At 68.4% G+C, this 26,039-nt stretch carries 22 protein-coding genes; 10 read left to right on the forward strand and 12 right to left on the reverse strand.

Annotation, left to right across the window (positions count from 1 at the left end; translation table 11 throughout):
• Nucleotides 1-16: 16 nt before the first annotated feature.
• The 4 genes from egtD to egtA are packed head-to-tail and all read right to left on the reverse strand — an operon-like array spanning nucleotide 17 to nucleotide 4,512.
• Nucleotides 17-988: an L-histidine N(alpha)-methyltransferase gene (egtD, locus tag NMI01S_RS09150; RefSeq protein ID WP_062995491.1), complete on the reverse strand. Its 972-nt coding sequence runs from the start codon at nucleotides 986-988 to the stop codon at nucleotides 17-19.
• Complete coding sequence (gene egtC / locus NMI01S_RS09155; RefSeq protein ID WP_062995492.1) at nucleotides 985-1,830, reverse strand: ergothioneine biosynthesis protein EgtC; 846 nt, start codon at nucleotides 1,828-1,830, stop codon at nucleotides 985-987. The genes egtD and egtC overlap by 4 nt, the downstream gene beginning before the upstream one ends.
• Complete coding sequence (gene egtB, locus NMI01S_RS09160; protein WP_062995493.1) at nucleotides 1,830-3,167, reverse strand: ergothioneine biosynthesis protein EgtB; 1,338 nt, start codon at nucleotides 3,165-3,167, stop codon at nucleotides 1,830-1,832. Before egtB ends, egtC begins: the two co-directional genes overlap by 1 nt.
• Before the next feature lie 58 nt (nucleotides 3,168-3,225).
• The gene (gene egtA, locus NMI01S_RS09165) at nucleotides 3,226-4,512 is read right to left on the reverse strand and encodes an ergothioneine biosynthesis glutamate--cysteine ligase EgtA (protein ID WP_062995494.1); all 1,287 of its coding nucleotides are present in this window, start codon (nucleotides 4,510-4,512) and stop codon (nucleotides 3,226-3,228) included.
• A gap of 431 nt (nucleotides 4,513-4,943) precedes the next feature.
• On the opposite strand from egtA, the gene NMI01S_RS09170 reads away from it, so the two are divergent.
• On the forward strand, nucleotides 4,944-6,131 hold the full coding sequence (locus NMI01S_RS09170) for an aminotransferase class V-fold PLP-dependent enzyme (RefSeq protein ID WP_084512774.1): 1,188 nt from the start codon (nucleotides 4,944-4,946) through the stop codon (nucleotides 6,129-6,131).
• Nucleotides 6,132-6,279: 148 nt separating this feature from the next.
• The gene (locus NMI01S_RS09175) at nucleotides 6,280-7,926 is read left to right on the forward strand and encodes a fatty acyl-AMP ligase (RefSeq protein WP_062995495.1); all 1,647 of its coding nucleotides are present in this window, start codon (nucleotides 6,280-6,282) and stop codon (nucleotides 7,924-7,926) included.
• A gap of 12 nt (nucleotides 7,927-7,938) precedes the next feature.
• Here NMI01S_RS09175 and NMI01S_RS09180 read toward each other — a convergent pair whose 3' ends face one another.
• The 4 genes from NMI01S_RS09180 to NMI01S_RS09195 form a co-directional block, all read right to left on the reverse strand.
• Entirely contained in the window at nucleotides 7,939-9,036 is a 1,098-nt protein-coding gene (locus NMI01S_RS09180; RefSeq protein WP_062995496.1) for an ADP-ribosylglycohydrolase family protein, read from the reverse strand.
• A gap of 25 nt (nucleotides 9,037-9,061) precedes the next feature.
• Nucleotides 9,062-9,640 (reverse strand): aminoacyl-tRNA hydrolase, encoded by a 579-nt coding sequence (gene pth / locus NMI01S_RS09185; RefSeq protein WP_062995497.1) that lies wholly within the window; start codon nucleotides 9,638-9,640, stop codon nucleotides 9,062-9,064.
• A gap of 22 nt (nucleotides 9,641-9,662) precedes the next feature.
• Complete coding sequence (locus tag NMI01S_RS09190) at nucleotides 9,663-10,271, reverse strand: 50S ribosomal protein L25/general stress protein Ctc (protein ID WP_036505178.1); 609 nt, start codon at nucleotides 10,269-10,271, stop codon at nucleotides 9,663-9,665.
• Between the two features lie 282 nt (nucleotides 10,272-10,553).
• On the reverse strand, nucleotides 10,554-11,216 hold the full coding sequence (locus tag NMI01S_RS09195) for a lysophospholipid acyltransferase family protein (protein ID WP_062995498.1): 663 nt from the start codon (nucleotides 11,214-11,216) through the stop codon (nucleotides 10,554-10,556).
• 236 nt (nucleotides 11,217-11,452) lie between these two features.
• On the opposite strand from NMI01S_RS09195, the gene NMI01S_RS09200 reads away from it, so the two are divergent.
• Nucleotides 11,453-12,007 carry a TetR/AcrR family transcriptional regulator gene (locus NMI01S_RS09200; RefSeq protein WP_062995698.1) on the forward strand — a complete coding sequence of 185 codons (555 nt, stop codon included), beginning with the start codon at nucleotides 11,453-11,455 and terminating at the stop codon, nucleotides 12,005-12,007.
• Between the two features lie 135 nt (nucleotides 12,008-12,142).
• On the forward strand, nucleotides 12,143-13,762 hold the full coding sequence (locus NMI01S_RS09205) for a peptide chain release factor 3 (protein ID WP_062995499.1): 1,620 nt from the start codon (nucleotides 12,143-12,145) through the stop codon (nucleotides 13,760-13,762).
• A 30-nt stretch (nucleotides 13,763-13,792) separates the two neighbouring features.
• Here NMI01S_RS09205 and NMI01S_RS09210 read toward each other — a convergent pair whose 3' ends face one another.
• Nucleotides 13,793-14,353 carry a nuclear transport factor 2 family protein gene (locus tag NMI01S_RS09210; RefSeq protein ID WP_062995500.1) on the reverse strand — a complete coding sequence of 187 codons (561 nt, stop codon included), beginning with the start codon at nucleotides 14,351-14,353 and terminating at the stop codon, nucleotides 13,793-13,795.
• Between the two features lie 89 nt (nucleotides 14,354-14,442).
• Entirely contained in the window at nucleotides 14,443-15,315 is an 873-nt protein-coding gene (locus NMI01S_RS35820) for a DUF4393 domain-containing protein (RefSeq protein WP_062995501.1), read from the reverse strand.
• A 493-nt stretch (nucleotides 15,316-15,808) separates the two neighbouring features.
• Here NMI01S_RS35820 and NMI01S_RS09220 point away from each other — a divergent pair, with 493 nt between their 5' ends.
• Nucleotides 15,809-17,131: a DUF445 domain-containing protein gene (locus tag NMI01S_RS09220; protein ID WP_083871237.1), complete on the forward strand. Its 1,323-nt coding sequence runs from the start codon at nucleotides 15,809-15,811 to the stop codon at nucleotides 17,129-17,131.
• Nucleotides 17,128-18,063 (forward strand): Abi-alpha family protein, encoded by a 936-nt coding sequence (locus tag NMI01S_RS09225; protein ID WP_245716781.1) that lies wholly within the window; start codon nucleotides 17,128-17,130, stop codon nucleotides 18,061-18,063. The genes NMI01S_RS09220 and NMI01S_RS09225 overlap by 4 nt, the downstream gene beginning before the upstream one ends.
• A gap of 43 nt (nucleotides 18,064-18,106) precedes the next feature.
• Here the strand turns inward: NMI01S_RS09225 and NMI01S_RS09230 are convergent, their stop codons facing one another.
• Complete coding sequence (locus NMI01S_RS09230) at nucleotides 18,107-19,909, reverse strand: ABC-F family ATP-binding cassette domain-containing protein (protein WP_062995502.1); 1,803 nt, start codon at nucleotides 19,907-19,909, stop codon at nucleotides 18,107-18,109.
• Nucleotides 19,910-20,442: 533 nt separating this feature from the next.
• Between NMI01S_RS09230 and NMI01S_RS09235 the strand changes: the two genes are divergently transcribed.
• Entirely contained in the window at nucleotides 20,443-21,399 is a 957-nt protein-coding gene (locus NMI01S_RS09235; RefSeq protein WP_245716782.1) for an LLM class flavin-dependent oxidoreductase, read from the forward strand.
• 37 nt (nucleotides 21,400-21,436) lie between these two features.
• Here the strand turns inward: NMI01S_RS09235 and NMI01S_RS09240 are convergent, their stop codons facing one another.
• Entirely contained in the window at nucleotides 21,437-22,363 is a 927-nt protein-coding gene (locus NMI01S_RS09240; RefSeq protein ID WP_062995503.1) for a 4-(cytidine 5'-diphospho)-2-C-methyl-D-erythritol kinase, read from the reverse strand.
• A 285-nt stretch (nucleotides 22,364-22,648) separates the two neighbouring features.
• Here NMI01S_RS09240 and NMI01S_RS09245 point away from each other — a divergent pair, with 285 nt between their 5' ends.
• The 3 genes from NMI01S_RS09245 to NMI01S_RS09255 are packed head-to-tail and all read left to right on the forward strand — an operon-like array spanning nucleotide 22,649 to nucleotide 25,971.
• The gene (locus NMI01S_RS09245; protein ID WP_030515214.1) at nucleotides 22,649-22,855 is read left to right on the forward strand and encodes a heavy-metal-associated domain-containing protein; all 207 of its coding nucleotides are present in this window, start codon (nucleotides 22,649-22,651) and stop codon (nucleotides 22,853-22,855) included.
• Entirely contained in the window at nucleotides 22,856-23,737 is an 882-nt protein-coding gene (locus NMI01S_RS09250) for a DUF8832 domain-containing protein (protein ID WP_062995504.1), read from the forward strand.
• On the forward strand, nucleotides 23,734-25,971 hold the full coding sequence (locus NMI01S_RS09255; RefSeq protein WP_062995505.1) for a heavy metal translocating P-type ATPase: 2,238 nt from the start codon (nucleotides 23,734-23,736) through the stop codon (nucleotides 25,969-25,971). The genes NMI01S_RS09250 and NMI01S_RS09255 overlap by 4 nt, the downstream gene beginning before the upstream one ends.
• Nucleotides 25,972-26,039 lie beyond the last annotated feature (68 nt).

The following is a 26,039-nucleotide window of genomic DNA, read 5'->3' on the forward strand; positions in this document are numbered from 1 at the left end:
GACCGGTGCCGGGCAGTCAGCGTCGTTCGGCCAGGACCAGCACGAAACGCTCGTCCGGATCGGTCCACACCTCTTCGGTGGCGAACCCGGCGCTGTCCAGTTCCCGGCCGAGTCCGTCCACGCGGAACTTGGCCGAGATCTCGGTGCGCATCTGCTCACCCTCGGCGAAGTTCACGACCAGGTCGAGATCGGCGACGGTGACCCTCATATCCCGGGTCGCCGCCAACCGCATCTCGATCCACTCGTTCTCCGCGTCCCAGTGGGCGATATGCGCGAAGGCGTCCGGGTCGAAGTCGGCATGCAACCGAGAGTTCAACACGTGCAGCACATTTCGATTGAATTCGGCCGTCACGCCCGCGGCATCGTCGTAAGCGGGCACCAGCACCGCCGGATCGGTGACCAGGCCGGCGCCGAGCAGCAGCTGCTCACCGGGTTCGAGGACCTGCTGAATGCCGGCCAGGAATTCGGCCCGCTCCTGCGGGACCAGATTGCCGATGGTGCCGCCCAGGAATGCGATCATCCGCCGACCACCGCGCGGGAGATTGTGCAGGGTTTCGGTGAAATCGCTGACCACCCCGTGCACCGCGAGATTCGGGAATTCGGTACCGATCTGCTCGGCGGCACCGCGCAGCGCCGACACCGACACATCCTGCGGCACATACGTTTTCAGTGGGCCCTCGGCCAACAGGGCCGACAGCAGCAGCCGCGTCTTGGCCGCCGAGCCGGCGCCCAGCTCCACCAGTACCTCGGCCTGGGCGGTGCGCGCGATATCGCCGACCACCCGCTCCAGCAGTGCGCGCTCCGTGCGGGTCGGGTAGTACTCCGGAAGTTCGGTGATCGCTTCGAACAGTTCGCTACCGCGCGCATCGTAGAACCACTTCGGCGGCAACGTCTTCGGATCAGCGGTGAGTCCGGTCCGAGCGTCCGACCGCAGGGCGGCGTCGAGATCGTCGTCGGTGAGGTGGATATCCAGCGTCGGTTCGCTCATGAACGGGCCCTTTCGGATTCATCAGGTCCTGCGGAGAGGGTGGGTTGTGCTGCGTCCAGCGGCTCGACCACGAGAAGACCGGGCCGCACCGTCACCACCTGCCGGTCGGTGATCGGCTGCCAGCGTGGATCGTCGTCGTACGGTTCGGAGGAAACCACCGCGACCTCGTCGGTGACGAGCACCGACAGCGAGTGGTGAACAGTTGTCGCCCACAGCGTTTCGCCGTCGCCGAGCAGCAGGTTCAGCCGGGCGCTCGGCGCCTGCGCCAGGACGGCGCGAACCGTCGCCGTCACCGCGGCCGCGACGGCCCGCAGCCGGGCGGCGGACTCGCTGCGTCCCTCGAACGCCGACGACAGCGCGCCGATTCCGTCCAAGGCGGCGCGCAGCACCACCCACAGCGCGGCGGAATCGGTCGCCGATTCGGCATCCAGCAGGTCCGGCGACCCGAATTGCTTGGCCACCGTGGGCAACACCGTGCGCCAGTTCTGAATCACGCCGTTGTGGCTGAACCCCCACCCGCCGTCGGTGAACGGAGCGCAGGCGGTCCGTTCCACCGGCATGCCGACCGTGGCCGAACGCACCGCGGCCACCACCGCCGGCGAGGACAGCTGCGGCAGCACCTCCTCCACCGCGGGGTCGGTCCAGATCGGCGCGGAATTGCGGTAGCGGCTCGCGGCCCCGTCCCCGGTCCACCACGCGACCCCGAAACCGTCGGCGTTGACGGTTCCCCCGTGGCGCATATCGTTCGGCGCCCACGACTGGGTGCGCAGCGAATGCGGTCCGCGGGTGAGTAATTCACCGACCGGAGCCGGTGGTCCCAGATAGCCGAGATGTCGGCACATCAGCGCTCGTCCGGTCGCAGATCGCGGGCGAGACGGAAGCCGGAGAAGATCTGCCGGCGGATCGGGTGGTCCCAGTTGCGGAAGGTGCTGCGGCAGGCGACGGGGTCGGTGCCGAAGGATCCGCCACGCAGGACGCGGTAGTCACCACCGAAGAACACCTCGGAATATTCGCGGTAGGGAAAGGCGGCGAATCCGGGATACGGCTCGAAACCCGACGCGGTCCACTCCCAGACGTCGCCGATCAACTGATGCACCCCGAACGGTGACGCACCGGCCGGGTAGGCGCCGACATCCGCCGGTTCCAGATGGCGCTGCCCCAGATTGGCGGTGGTCTCGTCGGGATCGGCGTCGCCCCACGGATACCGCCGCGACCGCCCGCTGGCCGGATCGAACCGCGCGGCCTTCTCCCATTCGGCCTCGGTGGGCAAACGCTTCCCGGCCCAGTTGGCGTAGGCCTCCGCCTCGAACCAGCACACGTGCACCACCGGCTGCTGCGGGCGCACCGGCGCCGGCGTGCCGAAAACCCTTCGCCACCAGCGGTTGTCGCTGTCTCGCTCCCAGAACTGGGGTGCGGACAGATCGGCCTCCACGCGGTGGGCCCAGCCGCGCCCCGACCACAGCTCGGGCCGGTGATAGCCACCGTCCTCGATGAACGCCACGTATTGCGCATTCGTCACCGGTGCCGCATCGATCGCGAATCCGGACAGCTGGACGCGATGTTCGGGACGCTCGTTGTCGAGGGCCCACGGGTCCGATGAGGTGCCCATGGTGAATTCGCCTGCGGGAATGACGACTTCGTCGCCGACCGCGACGCGCGCGGCCGGTGCCGGCGCGGCCGTCAGCACCGCGGCGCCCGCGCGCAGCTGATGGGTGGCCAGCATGGTCTCGTCGTGCTGTTGCTCGTGCTGGGCGATCATCCCGAAGGCGAAACCGCTGTGCACCAGCCGGTTTCCCCGCAGCGGACTGGAATTCAGGACATCGAGCACCTTGTCCCGCACGGTGCCCACGTACCCGCGTGCCTGCACCGGGTCCAGCAGCGGCAGCGCCGGACGGTCGGCGCGGGCATGCCGGAAGGCGTCGTAGAGATGGTCGATATCGGCCCGCACCGGCTCGCGCCCGCCGACATCGCGGACCAGCCACAGTTCCTCCTGGTTGCCGATATGCGCCAGATCCCACACCAGCGGGCTCATCAGCGGCGAATGCTGGGCAACCAGCTCGGCCTCGTCGACCGCCTCGGTCAGCACCGTCGTGCGGGCGCGGGCGCGAGTCAGGACCTCCGCGATCTGTGCGCGTAATCGCTCGGTCGCGGCGTGATCGGTTCCGGTGTGAACGGTCATCAGTGCTCTCCCAAGGGTCGTGCCCGGCGGCCTCGTCGCACCGAAGCGCCGGTCGTACTCATTCGGCCGTCTCGGCGGGTGCGCAGCGGGCAACCTCCCCGTCCGGAATGCGCCCGCTGCGACATCGCCGTACCGCGGCCCACACCTGCTCGGCGGCCTCGTCGCTGCGGGCATGCTCGGCGGCGAGGGTCAGCAATTCGACCGCGACGGAACGGATCTGAGGGTCGGCCAGGCCACAGCGGGCGGCCGAGACCCATTCGTCGGCGACCGGTTCGGCCAGCGCGGTCGCCTCCGCGACGACCGCCGGCGCCGACATCAGCGCATCGACGACGTGGATCGGCACGGACCACTGATCACCCGGCTGTGCGTCCAGATAACGGACCTCCAAATGTCCGGATGCCCGCACGGGAGGAAAGACCGTGGTCAGGTGGTAGTCGAGATCCTCGACGTCCGGGCGGCGGCCGATCTCGTCGTCGAGTGCACCGCACAGCCAATCCGCGAAGGTGGCACCCGGCGGTGCCGTCCAATCCGCCTCGGCGGGGCCGCGCCGCACGCACAGCAGCGGGGTGTCCAGTGCCCAGCGGCCGTAGTCGGTGACCGGATCGGCCCAGCTCCGCACCGGCGGCCGGGTGCGAGCGTGATCGAGCCGCAGCCAGGTGCGCATCCGCTGCGACGCCCAGCCACCGGTGGGAGCACCGTGCAGATCAGGGGAACAGGCGAAGGCCGCCACGAGCGCCGGCCCGACCGCGTACAGCGCGTTCCAGCGGGCCGCGATCTCGCCGGGGTCGGCCCCCGCGTCCACGCTGACCTGCGTGGCGGCGGTATTGCACATCATCAGCTTGCCGTACGGGCCGACGCCCGCGAACGCCCGTTCCATCGCGCGATAACGCGGCAGGCGAAGCACCCGGCGGGCCTGCCGACCGGCATCGGCGGCGGCAGAATACGTTCGGATGGATCGGGTTTCGAGCAAGTCGGAGAGAAAGCGAGAATCCTCGAGCAGCCGGGCGCAGAGTTGCGCGGCATCGGCGAAGGGGGCGCTGGACAGTTCGATCTGACCACCGGGTTCGAGGGTGATCCGGCTGCCACCGGGAAGCGCTTTGGCGGGTGAATCGGGCGAAACAGACTGTGGAGCATAAGGACCCAGCGCATCCGCGAGCATCGACAAGCGCGGACGCGAATCCGGCGCCGACAGCTCCCCGCGAGCGGTGAGCCACTCCAGTTCGGCACCGATCAACGTGGGTGGGCCCTGTTTGAAACAGACACCTCCCACATATGCCTCCGCCGCGGCGCGCGAGGATAAACCGGCACCCAATCCGGCCGGCGCCTTGTCCACCGTTACCGCCATGCCAACCTCCGCTCGAGCCTGCGGGGGATCACCCACCGCGTTCCGCCCACCCTGAACCGATATCGGCGACAGTGCCGCATCGACCGGGTGCCGGTATTGCGTGTAGCAGTGCAACGAGAGACCGCGCCCGGTTCTTCCGTCGCTCGAACCAGGGTAGCCGCGTCCACCGACACAGAATCCGTCGAAATGGTGAACATGCCGGTCACGGCAGTATCACCAGCACCACCGCCCCCACCGAACGCCGCTGTTCCAGCTCTCGATGGCGGCTCGCGGCCCGCGGGGACCGCCGGGTGTCGCGCCTGGGCGCGCGGTGGCTCGGCGACGACCGGCCGTGCCCACCGGGACGGAGGGCCACGGAGTCCGGGCAGCTGATTCGTGCCGTTCCCGAGACGCCCGGCGCCGAGAGCCGGTGATGGCCTACGGTCGACAGGGTGCTCGATACCGACCTGCTGCGCGCCGATATACCCGCCTACGACACCGCCGGGACTCCGCCGGTCTTCCTCGACAGCGCCGGGTCCTCGTTACCTCCGCGAATCGTCGTCGACACCGCCGTCGCACATCTGCGGCGCGAGGCGGAGATCGGCGGATATCGCGCCGCCTCGGAGCGGCTCGACGATCTGGCGGCGGTCAAGACCGCGATCGCCACGCTGATCAACGCCGACGCCTCGGCGATCGCCCTGAGCGACAGCGCCTCCCGTTCCTGGTCGGATTTCTTCTACGCCGTACCGCTGCGGCCGGGCGATCGCATCCTGGTCTCGGGGTCGGACTACGCCAGCAATGTGATCGCGGCCTTGCAGCGAGCGCGGGCGGCGGGCGCGACCGTCGAGGCCATTCCCAGCGACGAGACCGGGCAGATCGATCTGGTGGCTCTCGACAGCATGCTCGACGACCGGGTGAAGATCGTCTCGCTGTTGCACGCTCCCACCAACGGCGGGCTGGTCAACCCGGTCGCCGAGGCCACCCGCATCGCCCATCGCGTCGGTGCGCTGGTCCTGCTGGACGCCTGCCAATCCGCCGGTCAGATCGGCATCGACGTCGCGGAACTGGGCGTCGACGCGATGTCGGCCACCGGCCGGAAGTGGTTGCGCGGTCCGCGCGGCACCGGCTTCCTCTACATCCACCCGGACGTCTGCCGCGAACTCGAACCCAGCCGCCTCGATCTGCACAGCGCCGCGTGGACCGGGCCCCAGGACTACCGCGTCGCCTCCGATGCGAGCCGCTTCGAATTCTGGGAATGCGACGTGGCGGCGCGACTGGGCCTCGGCGCGGCGGTGCGGTACCTGCTGGATCTGGGACCGGAGAACGTCTACGCCGATGTTGCCGCCAAGGCGCGGCATCTGCGCGAGAATCTGCCGTCGATCCGGGGAATCACGGTGCGGGACCTGGGCACCGAACATTCCGGCATCGTCTCGTTCACCGTCGACGGCGTCGATCCGGCCGAGGTCCGCGAGACGCTGCGGGCCGCCGACATCACGGTGACGGTCAGCTACCGTAGCTCCACGTTGCTCGACATGTCCGCGCGGCGGCTCGAGTCGGTGATACGAGCCTCGCCGCACTGCTTCGTCACCCGCGAGGAGCTCGATCGCTTCCTCGAGGCCGTCGACCGCCTCGCGGGTTGAGGCGGCCGAACCGAGTTCCGATTTTCATCGTGTCATTCGTAGTGCGACGCTGAAACGATCACGCTCCGGCGCCGGCTAACGCCGCGCCCGCGCACCGAGATAGTGCAGATGTGCCGACCGCCGGTCGGGTGGAGACGGGAGTTCGAGGGTGAGCCGGTTCACCGAGGAAATGTTCGCGACCGCACAACGTTCCCGCCGGGGGCTGATCACCGGGGAGCCGGAGACGCCACTGCGCCGGGGTTGGGACGAGATCCACCGCCTCGCCCGGCGCATGGCCGGCGGGCTCGCGGCGGCCGGAATAGAGCACGGCGACGCCGTCGGTGTGCTGGCGGGTATGCCCGCCGATATCGCGCCGGCCTGCCAGGCGATCTGGATGCGCGGTGCGTCGATCACCATGCTGCATCAGCCGACGCCGCGCACCGATCTGCAACTGTGGGCCCGCGACACCGAGACGGTGCTGCGGATGATCGAGGCTCGTGCGGTGGTGCTGGGCGCGCCGTTCGAGGTGGCGGCACCACTGCTGGTCGAGCGCGGTATCACCGTGGTCCTGACCGACGACCTGGCCGCCGGACCCGACACCGATCCGGTGCCGACCGTGGAATCCGATATCGCGCTCCAGCAGCTGACCTCCGGTTCCACCGGGTCGCCGAAGGCCGTGCGGATCACGCACGAGAACTTCTATGTCAACGCCTACGCCATGTTCGATCGGGTGAAGTTCCAGCTCGATCAGGACGTGATGGTCAGCTGGCTGCCGCTGTTCCACGATATGGGCATGGTCGGATTCCTCAGCGTGCCGATGCAATTGGGCGCCGAGGTGGTCTGCGTGACGCCGATGGACTTCCTGCGCCGGCCGATGCTGTGGGCCGAACTCATCTCGAAATACCGTGGAACGGTCACGGCCGCACCCAATTTCGCCTATTCGCTGCTGACCCGCCGCTTGGCCCGCGCCGAGGACGGCATCGTGGATCTGAGCAGCGTGCGGTACATGTGGAACGGCGCCGAACCGGTCGATCCCGACACCATGGACGCCCTCGCGGCGGCCGGGAAACGTTTCGGGCTCAGCGCGGCCGCGCTCACGCCGGTGTACGGCATGGCCGAAACGACACTGGCGGTGTCGATTCCGGATCCGGGCGTCGGGCAGGTCGTCGACATCGTCGACGCGGATCTGCTCGAGGCGCTCGGCAAGGCGGTTCCGGCGACGGATCAGGCGGCCCACCACGGCAATCTGCGCCGCCTGCCGTTGCTGGGCCGTCCCGTGGACAATCTCGAGATCCGGGTGGTCGACGACGAACACCGGCCGTTGCCGACCCGAACGGTGGGCGTGCTCGAGGTGCGGGGACCGGCGGTCACCGCGGGATATGTGACCGTCGAGGGCTTCCGGCCCGCTCGCGACGCCGAGGGCTGGCTCGACACCGGCGATATCGGCTACGTGACCGAGGACGGGTCCGTGGTCGTCTGCGGCCGGATCAAGGACGTGATCATCATGGGCGGGCGCAACATCTTCCCGACCGATATCGAACGCGCCGCGCTGCGTGTGGCCGGGGTCCGGCCGGGTAACGCGGTCGCGGTGCGTCTGGACGCCGGGCAGAAGCGCGAGAGTTTCGCGGTCGTGGTGGAGAGCAACGACTTTCAGGATCCCGAGGCGGTGCGCCGGATCGAGCACGAGGTCGTGCACGAGGTCTTCACCGCGGTCGGCGCCCGCCCGCGCAGCGTCACCGTCCTCGGCCCGGGCGCGCTGCCGAAGACGTCCTCCGGGAAGCTGCGCCGCTCAGCCACCGCGGCGCATCTGAACTGATCGGCACGAGAGTTACTGCGGTACCGGATCTTCCGACGCGTCCAACGGGTAGCGGTCGCCGAGGGGGTTGCGGTCCCGGTACACGAAAGCCGCGACCAGATCGTCGGCGACGCGGGCCAGATCGTCGCGGCCTTCGACCGCGCCGCACCAATCCAGCGGCAGCGCGTCGAGGCCGTGGCGGGCACCGAGAATATTGCCGGCCACCGAACCGGTGGAATCGGAATCACCGGAGTGGTTGACCGACAACAGGAATGCGCGGCGCAGGTCACCCGTCCGCTCGGCATCCAGCGCACAGTAGACCCCGACGGCCAGACATTCCTCGGCCACCCAGCCCGCGCCCACCTGTTCCACGCCCTCCGAGGTTCCGGTTCCGGCGTCGGCGGTGGCCACGGCCTTGCGCAGGGCGGCGGCGGTTTCCGCGCCACCGGCCACCGCCTCCACCTGACTCGTGGTGTCCTGCACGGCCGTTCGCAGATCGGCGCCGTTCACGAGCCGGTCGATCAGGGCGGCGAACGCCCCGGCGGCCAGATATCCGGTGGGATGGCCGTGGGTGAGCTGGGCACACCGCGCCGACGCCTGGAAGGCGGCCGCGGGTCCGAGGGCGGCCAATCCGAACGGGGCGGACCGCATGACCGTGCCGCATCCCTTGGAATCCTCGTTCACCGGACCCGCAACGCCGAAGGCATGTGGTTCGCGATAGCTCTGCGCCTGCCGGTTCAGCCCGCGCATACACGCGTTGCCCGGTGCGCGCACCGCGTACAGATACGGCAGACTCGCCAGCCAGCCGTCGGGGCGCGCGTCGGGTGCGTGTTCACGTTGCGTCCGCAGCCAGCGCAGATAGGCGCGGCGCAGGACCGGCGCCGGATCCGCACCCGGCGCACACCGCAACAGTCCCTCGGCGGTGAACAGGGTCATCTGGGTGTCATCGGTGATCTGCCTGGCCGCGGATTCGTCTGCCGCCGGGGCGAATCCGGTGAGCCCGTCGGGCCCGAACCAGTCGCGGATCTGTTCCAGCTTCAGGAATTCGATCGGCCAGCCCAGCGCATCACCGACCGCCCCGCCCAGCAACGTGCCCCGATACCGATCGAAAATCGTCGTGTAGTCCCGCACAGCACCGATCTTCGCACCAGATCACTCAATGCAGTTGATTCTGAGCGGTTTCCAGACCTACGCGCAGCAGCAACTCCACCGCGTCGGCGGTCTGTTCGACCAGCACCGGAACCTCTTTGCGTTCGGGCGCGGAGAACGGTTTGAGTACGAAATCGGCCGGATCCTGCCGGCCGGGCGGGCGGCCCACCCCGAACCGGACCCGCAGATAGTCCTTGGTGGACAGGGCATTCGAGATCGAACGCAGCCCGTTGTGACCGCCTTCGCCGCCGCCGCGTTTGAGCCGGATGCTGCCGAACGGCAGATCGAGTTCGTCGTGCACGACGATGACCTCGGTGGGCGGGACCGAGAAGAACCGGGCCAGCGCCGCGACCGGGCGGCCGGACAGATTCATATAGCTACGCGGCTTGGCCAGCAGCACCTTGCGCCCGTCGAGCCGGGCCTCGACCAGGTCGGCGCCCGACTTCTTGTGCACGGTGAACCGGCCGCCGATGCGCTCGGCGAGCACATCGGCGACCAGGAAACCGGCATTGTGCCTGGTGCGCTCGTATTCGGGCCCGGGATTACCCAGCCCCACCACGAGCGCGGGGGCGGTAGATTCCGTCATCGAAATCCGTTGAACGACCGAATTATTCGGCGCTCTCGGCCTCGCCCTCGGCCTCGCCTTCACCCTCGCCCTCGACGGCCTCGGCGGCCGGAGCGACGATGATGTTGACGATCAGCGCCTCCGGGTCACCGGACAGGGCAGCGCCCTTCGGCAGCTCGACCTGACCGGCGGTGATCTGGGTGCCGGCCTCGGCGCCCTCGATCGAGACCTCGATGGACTCGGGCACGTTCAGCGCGTCGACCTCGATGGACACGGTGGTGGCCTCCTGGGTGACCAGGGTGCCCGGGCCCGCGTCGCCGGCCAGCGCGACCGGCACGTCGACGACGACCTTCTCGCCACGCTTGACGATCAGCAGGTCGGCGTGCTCGATGTAGCGGCGGATCGGGTGCACGACCACGGACTTGGTCATCGCCAGCTGCTTCTTGCCGTCGATCTCCAGGTTCAGGACGGCGTTGGTGCCGTGCTCACGCAGGATCGCGGCGAAGGCCTGAGCGTTGACGGCCAGGTGCTTGGGCGCCTCGCCGTGGCCGTACAGGACGGCGGGAACGTTGCCGTCGCGACGGGTGCGGCGCGCGGCGCCCTTGCCGAATTCGGTGCGGGTCTGAGCTGCGAGAACGCTGACGTCGGACATGACTGAAATACTCTCCTACGGCTTTCCGGGGCGGACGGTGTGCTGGCCAGGTACTGTCCTGCATTCGGACGGCCCTGGCGAAAGGGTCTGCTCGTCGGGCGATGACCGCACGACAACGGCCGGAAGCCGAGCCGCGTCGATCACGGTGTGCACTGGGTGCGACACCCTCGCCGAGACAACCTGAGAACAATAGCATGTAGCGAAAAACGCTTCCGCGCAGCACCCCGATGCGGTAATGCACACGCGACGGGCAAACTCCCGCACGCCCGGCCCCGGGCCGGTTCAGGCGGATTCGGCGCGGAAGTGCGCCGCGTAGCAATCCACATAGCGGCGACCCGAACGCATCGCCAATTCCACCATGAGGTCGTCGGTCGCGGTGCGGACCGCCGCCCGATCGACCGGCGGGAAGGTGCGAGGCGCACCGAAGACGATGCGAACCTTGCCGAAGCGCAGCAGCCGCCGCCCACGCCGATTCACCCGGTCGGTGCCGCTCAACGCCACCGGCACGACCGGCGCGCCGGTCTGCATCGCCACCCGGATCACCCCGGTGCGGCCGCGATAGACCCGGCCGTCCGGCGAACGGGTTCCTTCCGGGTGAATGCCCCACACCCCGCCCGACTCCAGAATCCCGGCCGCCGCGGCGAGCGCATCCGCCGAGGCGGAGCCACCGGAGCGATCGACGCGCACCTGTCCGGTGGCCGTCATCACCCAGCGATTGATCCGCCCGCGCCACCCGGGCTCGTCGAAATACTGACTCTTGGCCAGGAACGTGATCCGCCTCGGCAGCACGAGCGCCAGATAGAGGGAGTCGATAGCGGCCAGATGATTCGCCGCGATGATCACCGGACCGTCGTCCGGAACATGATGCAGCCCTTCGACTTTCGGTCGCCCCAGGATCCGCAGGACCGGACCGATCAGGACGAACTTCAAAAGCCGGTACCACATACACACCCTCCGTGGTCGTTCGTAGACACTGTCTACCGACCAGCCTAGTAGACAATGTCTACGCGGTCACCTTGCCGCTCGTCACACTCCGCTCCGGTGGGGAGCGATCCCCCTGCGAGCGGTGCCGTGCGGTGGACCAGTCACCCGGTCGACGCACCCACCTGCGAATGGCCGAATCGCCTGCGACCCGCACCACTGCCGAACGGACGCGGCACCCGCACGCGACAATGTGCGGCATGGGTGTGGACGAACCGGTGCGCGAACGGCTGGTGAGTGCGGGTGTGGGGTTGCTGGAGGAGGTGGGTGCCGCACAACTCGGACTGCGGGCCATCGCCCGGGAGGCCGGGGTGTCGCACGGCGCGCCGCGGCGGTACTTCCCGACCCACAACGCACTGCTGGCTGCCGTCGCGGTGCACGGGTTCGCCGATCTGAGTGGGCGTTTCGCGGCACACGAGAGCGAGATCCCGCGGGTGCGGATCGACCGGATGGCGGGTGAATACATCGACTTCGCGGCACGACGGCCCGAGATGTTCACCCTCATGTTCCGTCACGATCTGCTGCAAGGCTCGGGAGAGAACCTGCGCCGCAAGACGATTCCGATCTACCGGGCGTGGGCGGAGCTGGTGGCGAGCTGCGTGCGCGACCGTGCGGAAGAACGCGCCTTCGGACTGTGGACGAATCTGCACGGCATCGCCACCCTCGTGGCGAACCGGAGTGTGGAACTGATCGCGCCGGGAGTCGACCTGGACCGGCTCGTCCTGCGCACGGTCGACCGGCACCTGTCCGACTGACCGAGGCCGCAACCCGGTCTGTGCACCCGCCCTGACCGGCGGTTTCCCTGGACCGCCGCTGTCCCCGGTGCGAGCCGAAGCCCCTCACTCACGTATTCTGATGCTTTGCCCTGTCCCGCGAAGAGGAGCCGATCGGTGAATTCCCCCTCAGCCAGCACGACCACATCCGGGCGGGTGGCGCAGGAGGCGGAACGGCGGCGCACCTTCGCGGTGATCTCGCATCCGGACGCGGGTAAATCGACGCTGACCGAGGCCCTGGCCCTGCACGCGAAGATGATTTCCGAGGCCGGCGCCATTCACGGGAAATCCGGCCGGAAATCCACCGTTTCCGACTGGATGGAAATGGAGAAGGCGCGCGGTATTTCCGTCAGCTCGACGGCGCTGCAGTTCGAATACGGCGAGTGCGTGATCAATCTGGTCGACACGCCCGGTCACTCCGATTTCTCCGAGGACACCTACCGGGTGCTGACGGCCGTCGACGCCGCGGTCATGCTCATCGACGCCGCCAAGGGCCTGGAGCCGCAGACGCTCAAACTGTTCCAGGTGTGCCGCCATCGCGGCATTCCGGTGATCACCGTGATCAACAAGTGGGATCGTCCCGGACGGGCGCCGCTGGAACTGCTCGACGAGATCAGCGAGCGGATCGGCCTGACCCCCACGCCGCTGTTCCTGCCGGTCGGCATCGCGGGCGATTTCCGTGGGCTGCTGCGCCGCGGTCCCGAGGGCGCCGCCACCGAATACATCCACTTCACCCGGACCGCGGGTGGCGCGACCATCGCGCCCGAGGAGTCGTACACGGCCGACCAGGCCGCCGCCCGCGAAGGCGAACCGTGGGAAACCGCGGCCGAGGAGAGCGAACTGCTCTCGGCCACCGGCCAGGACCACGATCAGGAACTGTTCCTCGCCGGGCAGACCTCGCCGGTCATCTACGCCTCGGCGATGCTGAACTTCGGCGTGCGGCAACTGCTCGACACACTGGTGGCGCTGGCCCCGCCGCCCGGCTCTCGCGCGGATGTCGACGGCTCCCCGCGGGAACCGGCCGACCCGTTCAGCGCGGTCGTGTTCAAGGTGCAGGCAGGTATGGACGCCGCGCATCGCGACCGGCTGGCGTTCATGCGCATCGTCTCCGGGGAATTCGAGCGGGGCATGGTCGTCACGCACGCGCAGACCGGACGTCCGTTCGCGACCAAATACGCGCTCACCGTCTTCGGCCGCGAGCGCGCCACCGTCGACACCGCCTATCCGGGCGATGTGGTCGGTCTGGTCAACGCGACCGCACTCGCTCCCGGTCACACGCTGTTCGTGGACAAGAAGGTGGAGTTCCCGCCGATTCCGTCCTTCGCGCCGGAACATTTCGCCACCCTGCGCGCTCGCAGCGCGGGCAAGTACAAGCAGTTCCGCAAGGCCATCGATCAGCTCGACTCCGAGGGCGTGGTGCAGGTGCTGCGCAACGACCTGCGCGGCGACGCCTCGCCCGTCCTCGCCGCGGTCGGCCCGATGCAGTTCGAGGTGGTCACTGCCCGGATGCAGGCCGAATTCAACGTCGAAACCCAGCTGGACTTCCTGCCCTATCAGCTGGCCCGGCGTACCGACGCCGCCTCGTCGCCGGAGCTGGATCGCCAGCGCGGAGTCGAGGTCTTCACCCGCACCGACGGCGTCATCCTGGCCCTGTTCAGCGACAAGTGGCGGCTGCAGTACATCGAGAAGGAAATGCCGGAACTGACGCTGGAACCGCTCGTCGCGACCGCGGACTGACAGGGTTCGTCAGCCGACTGACGGGGGCTGTCAGCCGATCGCCTCGTCCGGTTCTTCCTCGGCCCGCCCGCCCGGAGTGTCCTCGATATTCGACACCACGGCCGGGATATCGGGCACCGAACCCGGCTCCCCGGTGATCACGCCCCACCGGCTGGCGGTCAGGCGCAGACTCGGGAGGTCCGACAGCGAGAGCACCACCTCGTAGGTCCGCTCGTACCCGGTGTGAGCGATGCGCCAATGGCCGTCGTCGCAGCGCACGTACCGGTCGTTGTAGAACGCCGCCCCGCGCAGCAGCATGTTGTGACCGGGGATGAGTACGGTGTCGGCCAGGTACCAGGTGCCGGTCGCCGCATCGCCGTCGATATCGATCTCGGGATGGTCGCACCGATGTTCGGTGATGACATGGGGCCCGAGAGTATTGCGCATGAACGCCAGAAACGCATCACGCGACTCGAACTGCAGGTACTCGCTGTAGGTCGCCGTCGCCTCCGGGATCATCGTGTCGGCGAAGTCTTCCCACGATTTGGTGTCGAGCGCTCTCAGGTACCGGAACTTCAGCCGGCTGATCGCGGAGACGGCATCGGAATCCATACCTCAACAATCCCACCGGATCCGGCGAATCTGCGCAGATCGGAAAATAGGTATCGGATCGCTACACACCGTTGACCGGCGGTGGCGGGTCAGGACCCGTTGATGGTGAAACAGGTCTTGCAGAAGTCCTCGCCGAATTCGGTGAGGCGCAAGCTCTTTCGCACGATCTTGGGCACCCGGCCGGCCTGCTTGAGCGCCGATTCGACGATCGGCTGCACCTCGAGCACCATATAACGGCTCAGCACCACCGGATCGTCGGAGGTGGTCAGCAGACCGAGCCGGTTCAGATTGATCAAATACAGCCGCGACCGGTCCGGATACCGCACGCCGGCCTGCTCCGGGACCGAGGTCAGATCTCCCGCGACCAGCTCGGAACCGATCCCCAGCGGCCGGTTGGTGCGCACGTCGACCGAGGGCTGCGGCCCGTTGATGGCCATGAACCGCAGAATCCGCGCCTCGTCCGAGGACAGCTGATCGAGGATGCGGTCGTAGGCCGGATGCACTTCCTCGGTGAAGTACACGTCGGCCGAACGCGCGAGCAGATTGTCACCGCGGCGGCGCAGATCGACCAGGGTCGACGAGCGGACCAGCCCGCCGGCCGACGGCCCGGGCGCCTGGCCGTTGGTGGGGACGTAGCTGACGATCTCGCGCACCGAACCCTCGGTGACGCCGAGGACGCTGCGGGCGACGGACTGCAGTGCGGCGCCGGTACGTTCGGCGATCTCGGTGGAGGATTCACCGTCCAGCGCGGCCTGGGCGATCTGCTTGGTGACCTCGAGGCCGGTGCCGACGGCCCACTGGCCGCCGCGGACCGCGGTCCCGGCAGCCAGGCCGGCAGCCCGGAAGACGCCGCGGATCATGCGGGCTTCGTTGCTGATCTGCCGCTTCTCCACGTCCGAGCTGCGTTCCACAGCGCGGGAACCGGGTCGGACCACATCCTGTCCGGTCCTGTCGTCTGTCACGTCATTCTCCGAATATCGCCAGGTGAACGAGTCCGCTCACATATTCTTACCGCACCCCGAAGGCCACCGGCCATGTTCGGCGGCTCTCGGCCATGAGCGCCGACACCCGCCCAGCGAAAGCGGCATGAATGTGGTTCCGGTCATTCTTGCGGCTGCCGCTGTCCGGTGCGACATTCCGATCGCACGATGTGATCGAAGTCTCCGCCATACGCTACCGTGCAGCGGCTTCCAACCCGAATTGGATAGCGACTTCCGCGGCGGCCTCCGTGGTTGCGCACACTGCTGCCTCCGGCCGCGTCGCTACAGCCGCAGAATCCAATGCGACTTCCGCGGCGGGCTCCGTGGTTACGCTACGCTGCCGCCTCCGGCCGCGTCGCTACAGCCGCAATTGGACCCGTTTCCGGAATTCACAGTAAGGTTCGCCTGGCCGACGGGGTACGTTGTAGTGCCGGTGTGACGGCGGTCACCGGTAAGGGGTCGGCAGGAGGGTGTCGTGCTGGATAGTTTGCTGGGTTTCCACCCGACGATTTTGCTGGAACTGATCACGATCCCCCTCTTCACGGGTGTCATCGGCTATATCACCAACTGGACCGGCATCCTGATGCTGTTCAAGCCGCTACGCTTTCACGGGTTTCGGGTACCGGGTCTGAAATGGTTGTTCCCCTATCTTCCCAAGCGCATTCAGGTGCTGCCGTTGCTGCAGTACGACGGGCGCATGGGCTGGCAGGGAATCGTGCCCTCGCGCGCGGACAAGATGGCCTCGATCGCGGTCGACAAAGGGCTGTCGAAACTCGGTAGCGTCGCCGACTTCTATCGCGAACTCGAGCCCGATGAACTGGCCGCGCACCTGACCGATATGGCGCAGTCGCAGATCCGCGACATCGTGGAGGAGATTGCCCGCCGCGAACATCCGCAGCTCTGGTACAACCTGCCCGCGCAGGTCCGGGAGTTGGTGCACGAGCGGGTCCGGGAACAACTCCCGGAGATCCTCAAGGAACTGACCGACGAACTCGGGTCGAACATCGAACAGCTGCTCGATGTCAAACAGATGGTGATCCGGTATTTCCAATCGCGCCCGCAGTTGCTCAACACCGTATTTCAGGTGCTGGGCGCCAAGGAGTTGCGGTTCATGCAGAACTTCGGCTTCTATTTCGGCGCGCCGATGGGTCTGGTGCTCGTCGCGGTGCTGCATCTGACGCATTGGTCGCCGCTGGTGGTGCTGCCGGTCGGCGGTGTGATCATCGGCTGGGTGGTCAACTGGATCGGGCTCAATATGATCTTCGAACCGGCCTATCCGAAGTGGTGGTGCCCGTGGCGGCAGGGCTTGCTGATCAAGCGGCAACCCGAAATCACGGAGGGCTACGCCGAATTGGTGGCCACCCAGATCATCACGATCGCCAATGTCGGTGACGAACTGCTGAACGGGCCGCGCTCGGACCGCACCATGCAGGTCCTCGAGGACACCCTGCGCCCGGCTACCGACCGCGCGCTCGGGCCGATGCGCGGGGCGCTGAAGTTCATGATCGGCAGCCGGGACTACGCGACCCTGCAGACCCGCTTCACCGACGAGGCCAAATCGCTGGCTCCGGCCGCCTTCGCCGATCCGGGGTTCAACGCCCAGCAGAGCCGGCAGGTCAGCCAGTACATCGCCAAGCAGATGGCGGCGCTGAAGCCGCCGGACTTCGTCGACATGTTGCGCGCGGCGATCAAACAGGACGAGTGGCTTTTGTTCGTCCATGGCGGTGTGCTGGGGCTCATCGCCGGTTACGCTCATCTTCTGATCTTCGGAACGGAAGTAGCGAACGTATGGCTGTGAGCGGATCCGCACCGGAAAACGGTGACGGCGCCGAGTTTTCGATCCAATACGCCGAGGTGGTCGCCGAATCCGGCGACGCGGCGGCCGGTTCAGGTGTGACCGAAATCGAGACGGTCCTCCCGGAACCGGACGCCCGCTCCACCGACCTCGTCGCACGCCGGTCGGCCGAATTGATGCTGCCCGAGGATGCCCGCCCGGGCTGGGCCGGTCCCGTGCGCACCACGACCGGTGTGGTGCGGGTGGCGCTGTCCGCCGTCACCGAGGCCGCGGCCTGGAGCCTGGGCACCGCGGTCGGCGTGACGGCCACGGTCGTGCGCGGCAGTATGTCCGGGCAACCGCCGCGGCATGTGCTCTCCGAGGCCGGTGACCAGGTTCGCGACTCACTGCGGCGGGCCCTCGGCATCGATGCCACATCCGGCGGCGCCCCCGCCCCGACGGCGCCGAGCCTGCGCGATCGCGGCGCAGAACTGCTGCGCCGCTCGGCCGATGTGCACTGCGAGGACAGCGACCATCCGGCCTTCGCGCGCATTCTCGCCGAACTGGCTCCCGACGAGGCCCGGATCCTGCGCTTCCTCTACCTCGACGGGCCACAGCCGGCGCTCGACATCCGCACCGGGCGGCCGCTGAGTTCGGGCACCCAGCGCATCGAGGTCGGCATGTCGCTGATCGGCGAGACCGCGGCGCTGCGCTTCGCCGACCGTGCGATCACCTATCTGACGAATCTGCGGCGCCTCGGACTCATCACCGTCGACGGCGATCAGCTGGACAACCCGGTCCGCTATCAGCTGCTGGAATCACAGCCGGAGGTGCGGCGGTTGCTCAAGCGCGGATTCGGCACCAAGGTCGCCTACCGCAGCATCGCGCTCACCTCGTTCGGCACGGATTTCACGTGTGCGTGCCTGCCGGTGCCGCCCCTGGGCCACGCCCTCTGACCGCCGCCCCGAGACTCCGGCAGCCGGCCCCGAGATCCCCCGCTCAGCCGACCTCTTCGGCGAGTTCGAGCCAGCGCATCTCGGTCGATTCCTTCTCGGCCTGCACCTGCTTCAGTTCCGCGCCGAGGCTCACCAGCTTCTCCGGGTCGGTGGCGGCTTCGGCCAGCGCGGTGTGCAGGCGTTCCTCCCGCTCGGTGAGTTTCTCCAGCGTCCGCTCCAACCGGCCGAATTCCTTGCGCGCGGCGCGATAGGCGGCGGAATCGGTTGCGGGAGTGGCGGTTTCGGTCTGAGTGGTCGTTGTGGACGGGCGGCGCGCGGTGTCGGCGAGTGCCGCGCGGCGGCGCAGGTATTCCTCGATGCCGCCGGGCAGGTTGGTGAGCTTGCCGTCGCCGAACAGGGCCCAGGTGGAATCGCTGATGCGCTCGATCAGATACCGGTCGTGGGAGATCACGACCAGAGTGCCGGGCCAGCCGTCGAGCAGATCCTCGAGTTGCTGCAGGGTGTCGATATCGAGGTCGTTGGTGGGCTCGTCGAGCAGCAGCACGTTCGGCTCACCCATCAGAATGCGGGTCAGCTGCAGACGGCGGCGTTCACCGCCGGACAGGTCACCGACCGGAGTGCGCTGTTTGGCCGGTGTGAACCCGAGCCGCTCGGCAAGCTGCCCGGCGCTGATCTCCTTGTCTCCCAGCATGGTTCGCTCGGCGACGTCGGCCACCGCTTCCAGCACCCGCATATCGGTGGGCAGATCGTCGAGTTCCTGCCGCAGCCAGCCGATCCGGACCGTCTGGCCCTGAATCCGCTTTCCGGCGGCCGGTTCCGCGTCACCGGCGAGAGCGCGCAACAGTGTGGTCTTGCCCGACCCGTTCACCCCCACCAGGCCGACTCGCTCCCCCGGCGCCAACCGCCAGGTCAGGTCGCGCACCAGTTCGCGGCCGTCGGGAGTGGTGAGCGTGGCGTCTTCGAGTTCGATCACGACGCGGCCCAGGCGTTTTCGCGCGAAGGAGGCGAGCTGCACGGTGTCGCGGGGCGGCGGCACATCGGCGATCAGCGCCTCGGCGGCCTCGACCCGGTAGCGCGGTTTCGAGGTGCGGGCCTGCGGACCGCGACGCAGCCACGCCAATTCCTTGCGGGCCAGATTGCGCCGGCGCGCCTCGGTGGCATCGGCCTGGCGAGCCCGTTCGGCACGGGCGAAGATCCAGTCGTTGTAGCCGCCCTCGTAGCTTTCGACCTTGCCGCCCACCACTTCCCACGTGCGGGTGGCGACGGTGTCGAGGAACCAGCGGTCGTGGGTGACCACCACGATTGCGCTGCGGCGCGCGAGCAGATGTTCGGCCAGCCACTGCACGCCCTCGACGTCGAGGTGGTTGGTGGGCTCGTCGAGCACCAGCAGATCCAGTTCGCGCACCAGCGCGGCGGCCAGCGCGACGCGGCGACGCTCGCCACCGGACAGATTCGCGACCGAGGCGTCCATTCCCAGATCCGCGATGCCGATACCGTCGAGCACGCTGCGGATGCGCGGGTTGGCGGCCCACTCGTGCTCGGCGACGCCGTCGGTGCGCGCGTCTTCGGCGAGTCCGGCCAGTACGACCTCCCCGACCGTGGCCCCCTCCGGCAGCACACCGCGCTGGGTCACCACCGCCATGCGCAGGCCGTTGATGCGGCTCACCCGCCCGCTGTCGGGCTGTTCGAGCCCGGTCAGCACCTCGAGCAGTGTGGTCTTACCCCCGCCGTTGAGACCGACGACCCCGATCCGCTCACCCTCCTGCACGCCGAGGGACACCGTGTCCAGCAGCGGGGTGATTCCGAAGCTCTTGTGGACCTGCTCCAGATTGATCAGATTCGCCAAGGGGTCAGTCCTCTCCGAGTACGGCCGGGCCTACGGGTGTGCCACGAGCTCGGCGCAGGTCCGGCCGCGTCGCGCGCGCCGGCTGCGCTTCCGCAGCGGCGGGACCACGCCCGTCGGCTTCACCCGTGAACATTACGGCACGAGGATGCGCCGTTCCGGCGCGGGTGAACCGGGCCCGGGGCGTGCGCGCGCCCGGGATCGCGCCGTCGCTGTGGCCGGACAGCCGGTTGGGCGTGAGCTCCATGGAACTCCCGGCTGAGCCGGACCGCACGCGCATACCGACGTCCGAGGTCGCCGGGGCCATGACCGTGCGCATGTGCCGGTCACCTCATCTGTGACCGGGGGATCATCCGGTGTGGGACGACCGCGCGGTGGCGGAAAAGCACTGCGGTTGCGAAACGCGTTGAGGCATAGGTAGTCTGCTTGCAATCCAGATGGGCTCTCCAGAAGTATGGCCGTAGTGCGGGAGCCCCGCCTCATGAGGCGCGGAGTGGGCGGCGTTGATTTGTCGAACCCACATTCGGAGGATTCTCATGACCGACTCGTCATCTGCCATCGCTGCGTCGTCATCCGTGTCGGCGTCGCACGACCGTGCCGCCGTAAGTTCCGGGCTGCCGGACGCGATGCGCGCGGCCCACGGCGTCAAGGTCGGCATCGGGCTGCCGATCGCCGACCCACCGTCACTCGTCGAATGGGCCGAACGGGCCGAATCGGGCCCGTTCTCCACTCTCGGACTGCTCGACCGACTGGTCTACGACAATCCGGAACCCCTTGTCACACTTGCCCTTCTGGCCGGCGCGACGCAGCGGATCCGATTGCAGACCGAGGTACTCATCGCGCCGCTGCGCGAGACGGCGCTGCTCGCGAAACAAACCGCCACCCTCGACCGGCTTTCGGGCGGCCGGTTCACCCTGGGTCTCGGTGTCGGCGGCCGTGCCGACGATCATGAGGCATCCGGCACCGAATTGCGCACGCGCGGAAAGCGATTGGACGAGCAGGTCGCGACGATGCGCAGGCTCTGGTCCGGCGAACCCTACAGCGAGAGCTGCCCGGCGATCGGCCCGCGGCCGCAGACCCCCGGTGGCCCGGAGTTGCTGTTCGGCGGGTTCCGGACTGCCGCCTTGGAACGCGTCGCGCGCTGGGGCGGCGGATTCCTGGCCGCCGCCGCACCGTCGTGGGCGCCGGGCCTGTTCGAGACCGTGCATCGCTTCTGGCGCGAATATGATCGCCCGGGCGAACCTCGCATCGTCGCGCAGGTCAACGCCGCCCTCGGCTCGGACGCGGTGATCGACGAGGCACGCTCGGCCATCACCGCCTACTACGAATTCAGCGGCCGCGCCGAGTTCATGGTCGAGGGCATGATCACCACACCGGACCAGATCCGCACTGTCACAAAGCAATTCGCCGATCTCGGCGCCGACGAAGTGATCTTCTACTGCTACGGGCGAGACCCGGAACAGGTCGACCGCCTCGCCGACGCTCTCGGCTGAACGCCGGCACGGCGACAGGGCCGGGCGAGATCTGCCGTCAGTGACGCCCGTCGGCCAATACGCGCGCACCCGGCACCGGCCCGGTCGCGGTGCGGACGCTGCGGCACACGCCCGCGCCGGAGAGTTCGGCCGATACGGCCACCGCATCGGCTTCGCCGGCGCAGAGGAAGGCGCAGGTGGGCCCCGAACCGGAGACGATTCCGGCGAGGGCGCCCGCCTCGACGCCGGCCCGCAGGGTGCGGCGCAGCGCCGGATTCAGCGACAAGGCGGCGGCCTGCAGATCGTTGCCGAGCAAGGGTGCCAGCTGGGTGGCGTCTCCGGAGGCCAAGGCTTGCAACAGTTCCTGCGGATCGCCGAGGCGCCGCGGTTGGCCGTTCTCACGCAGCCGGTCCAGTTCGCCGAATACCTTCGGCGTCGACAACCCCTCCTTCGCCAGCGCCAGAACCCAGTGAAAGGTGTTGCGCGACAACACCGGAAGCAGTTTCTCGCCACGGCCGCGCCCCAGTGCGGTGCCGCCGTGCAGGGCGAAGGGCACATCGCTGCCGAGTTCGGCCGCGACATCGGCCAATTCGTCGCGCGACATCTCCAGACTCCACAACTCGTTGAGTCCGACCAGCGTCGCCGCGGCATCCGCGCTGCCGCCGGCCATCCCCCCGGCCACCGGAATGCCCTTCTCGATCTCGATCTCCACCAGCGGAGCGCGGCCGGCCAGATGTCCGAGCCGGACCGCCGCCTGCCATACCAGGTTCGTACGATCGGTCGGCACCTGTGCGGCGCCCTCTCCGTGCACGCTCACGGCCAGCGATCCGGCCGGGGCGATCCGCACGTCGTCGGCGAGCGACAGCGCCTGGAAGACCGTGGTCAGTTCGTGGTATCCGTCGCTACGCAAGTCATCGACCCCTAGATGAAGGTTCACCTTGGAGGGGGCGCGCACAACCACGGAACTGGGTACTACAGACAGCACGGGGCTAGGTTATCCGTCCGCGCGGCAAACGGTCGGTTTGCCGCGCGACGCGGGGCTCCCGCGGCTGGGGACTCACCGGTGCCGGGTGGCCGCCGCGGACCGGCGGCGCCGGGCCACACGCCGATGAGAGGCCCGCTACCAGGGCAGACGGGTTTCGCCGGAGATGCGCGTCACCGCGGCCGAAATTCCTCGCCCTCACCCTTGCATCGGGTACCCATGGGGGGTATGTTCAGTGGTGTCAGGGGATACCCCCGCACCGTATAAGAGCGAGCGAAGGAAGCGATCATGGCTACCAGCACCTACACCGTCACCGGGATGACCTGCGGCCACTGCGTGGCGTCGGTGCAGAAGGAGATCGGCAAGATCGACGGTGTCACCAGTGTCGACGTAGACCTCGCCTCCGGCCGCGTCCAGGTCGAATCCGCCGCACCGCTGACGGACGCCGAGGTCGTCGCCGCCGTCGACGAGGCGGGATATCAGGTGGCGAGCTGAATGAACGACAGACTGAAGTTCGCGGCATTCGGCGGCGGACTGGTCGTGTTGTTCGGGGCCGCGCTCGGCATCGGCGCCCTGGTGGGCGATCCGGCCGAGCCGGCCCCCGGCCACGGCACCGGACTCCAGGCCACTCAGGAGGGTTACACCCTTTCCGAGGTGGCCGCACCGACCGATCCTCGAACCCCCGGCACCCTCCGATTCCGGATCACCGGCCCCGACGGCGCACCGGTCACCCGATACACCGATCTGCACGAGCGGGACCTGCATCTGATCGCGGTCCGCTCCGATGCCACCGAATACCGGCACGTGCACCCGGTCCGCGACGACACCGGCACCTGGTCGATCGATTGGCAGTGGGCCCAGCCGGGCACCTACCGCATCTTCGCCGATTCCCGGCCCGCCACCGCACCGGATGAACTGGTGCTCAGCCGCACGGTCACCGTGGCCGGCGCGACCGCCGATCGGCCCCTGCCGCCCGCATCTCGCACCACCAGCGTCGACGGCTACCAGGTCCGCATGGACGGCGATCTGTCGACCGGCGGCGGCGAGGTGGGATTCACCGTCACCCGCGACGGACGGCCGGTCACCGATCTGCAACCCTATCTGGGTGCCTACGGGCATCTGGTCGCACTGCGCGGGAACGATCTGTCCTACCTTCATGTTCATCCCGAAGGAGAGGTCGGTTCGACTCCCGCCGGGCCGCGGGTCGCCTTCCATGCCCAAGCGCCCAGCACCGGCGCCTTCCGGCTCTACCTGGACTTCGCCCACGGTGGCGCGGTGCACACGGCGGAATTCACCGCCGAGGCGGTAGCCGGGCAGCAGAGCGGGCACCACGACACCGAGCACGACAACGGACAGCACGGAGGAGGTCACCAATGAGCGCGCCCACGACAGAGCGCTCCGTCGAGCTGGATATCGGTGGGATGACCTGCGCCTCGTGCGCCGCACGCATCGAGAAGAAGCTGAACCGGATCGAGGGCGTCACGGCCACGGTCAACTACGCCACCGAGAAGGCGAAGGTCAGCTTCCCGAAAACAGTGACGCCGGACCAGCTCATCGAACGTGTCGTCGACACCGGCTACACCGCCACCGTCCACGACACTCGCCCCGCGGAAACGGCTGCGGCCGACGAGGTCTCGACCGATTCACCGCTGCGGCAGCTGCGGCATCGGCTTCTGGTCAGCCTCGCACTGGCGCTTCCGGTCATCGCGCTGGCGATGATTCCGGCACTGCAATTCCGTAACTGGCAATGGCTTTCACTGACACTGGCCACGCCGGTCGTGTTCTGGGGCGGCGCCGCGTTCCATCGCGCCGCCTGGATCAACGCGCGGCATGCCACCGCCACCATGGACACCCTCATCTCGCTGGGCACCCTGGCGGCCTACTCGTGGTCGGTGTACGCGCTGTTCTTCGGTGATGCCGGAATGCCGGGAATGAAGCACGGCTTCAGTTTCGCGGTCGAACGCTCCGCCTCGGCGTCGAATATCTACTTCGAGGTCGCGGCCGGAGTGATCGTGTTCATCCTGGCCGGGCGGTATTTCGAGACCCGGGCCAAAGAACGCGCCGGTTCGGCGCTGCGCGCACTGCTGGAACTCGGCGCCAAGGATGTGGCGGTACTGCGCGACGGCGCCGAACATCGAATCCCGGTGTCGGAGTTGCGGGTCGGCGATCTGTTCCTGGTGCGTCCGGGCGAGAAGGTCGCCACCGACGGCGTGGTCACCGACGGTAATTCGGCCGTCGACATGAGCATGCTGACCGGCGAATCGGTGCCGGTCGAGGTCGGTCCGGGCGATCCCGTGATCGGCGCGACCGTCAACGCCGGCGGTGTGCTGACCGTGCGGGCCACCCGCATCGGCGCCGACACCCAGCTGGCCCAGATGGCCGCACTGGTGGAGGACGCGCAGAACGGCAAGGCGCCCGTGCAGCGCCTCGCCGACCGGGTCGCCGGCGTGTTCGTGCCGATCGTGATCGCGATCTCGGTTGTGACGCTGGGCTTCTGGCTCGGCAGCGGCGCCGCGGTGGCGGTCGCCTTCGGCGCGGCGGTCGCGGTGCTGATCATCGCCTGCCCGTGTGCGCTCGGCCTGGCCACGCCCACCGCACTGCTGGTCGGCACCGGCCGGGGCGCGCAACTCGGCATCCTGATCAAGGGTCCGCAGGTGCTCGAATCGACGCGGCGCATCGACACCGTCGTGCTGGACAAGACCGGCACCGTCACGACCGGCACCATGTCGCTGGCCGAGGTGATCCCCGCCGAAGGTCAGGATCGCGACGAGCTGCTGGCCGTGGCCGCGGCGGTGGAACACGGATCCGAACATCCGGTGGCCCGGGCCGTGGTGCGTGGCGTCGCCGAACAGGGTCTGGCCGAGGAGCCGGTGCGGCAGTTCGTGAGCCACGGCGGTAAGGGTGTGCAGGGTCTGGTCGGTGAGCGCGCGGTCGTGATCGGCCGCACCGAACTGCTCGCGGACTGGTCGATCACGCTGCCGGAATCGTTGGCGCAGGCCAAGTCCGAGGCCGAGTCCGCCGGTCGTACCGCGATCGTGGTGGCGTGGGACGGGCAGGCGCGCGGCGTGCTGGTGATCGCCGATGCGATCAAGGCCTCGAGCGCCGAAGCCATCGCGGATATGCGGTCGCTGGGACTGACGCCGGTGCTGTTGACCGGTGACAATGCCGCCACCGCCCGCACGGTCGCCGATCAGGTCGGTATCGACCAGGTGATCGCCGAGGTGCTGCCCGCCGACAAGCTCGACGTGGTGAAGCGCCTGCAGGATCAGGGCAAGGTCGTCGCGATGGTCGGCGACGGCGTCAACGACGCGGCCGCCCTCGCCCAGGCCGACCTGGGTCTGGCGATGGGCACCGGCACCGATGTGGCGATCGAGGCCGGCGATATCACCCTGGTCCGCGGCGATCTGCGGACCGTCGGCACGGCCATCCGGCTCTCCCGGGCCACCCTGCGCACCATCAAGGGCAACCTGTTCTGGGCATTCGGCTACAACGTGGCGGCGATCCCGCTGGCCGCGGCCGGACTGCTCAACCCGATGCTCGCGGGTGCGGCCATGGCACTGTCGAGTGTGTTCGTGGTCAGCAACAGCCTGCGCCTGCGGCGCTTCCGCTGAACGAATCCGCCGAATGTCCCGTCCGATCGGACGGGACATTCGGCGTTCCCGCGCCGGTCCGCCATACT

The sequence above is a fragment of the Nocardia mikamii NBRC 108933 genome (genome assembly GCF_001613505.1).
GTDB lineage: Bacteria > Actinomycetota > Actinomycetes > Mycobacteriales > Mycobacteriaceae > Nocardia > Nocardia mikamii.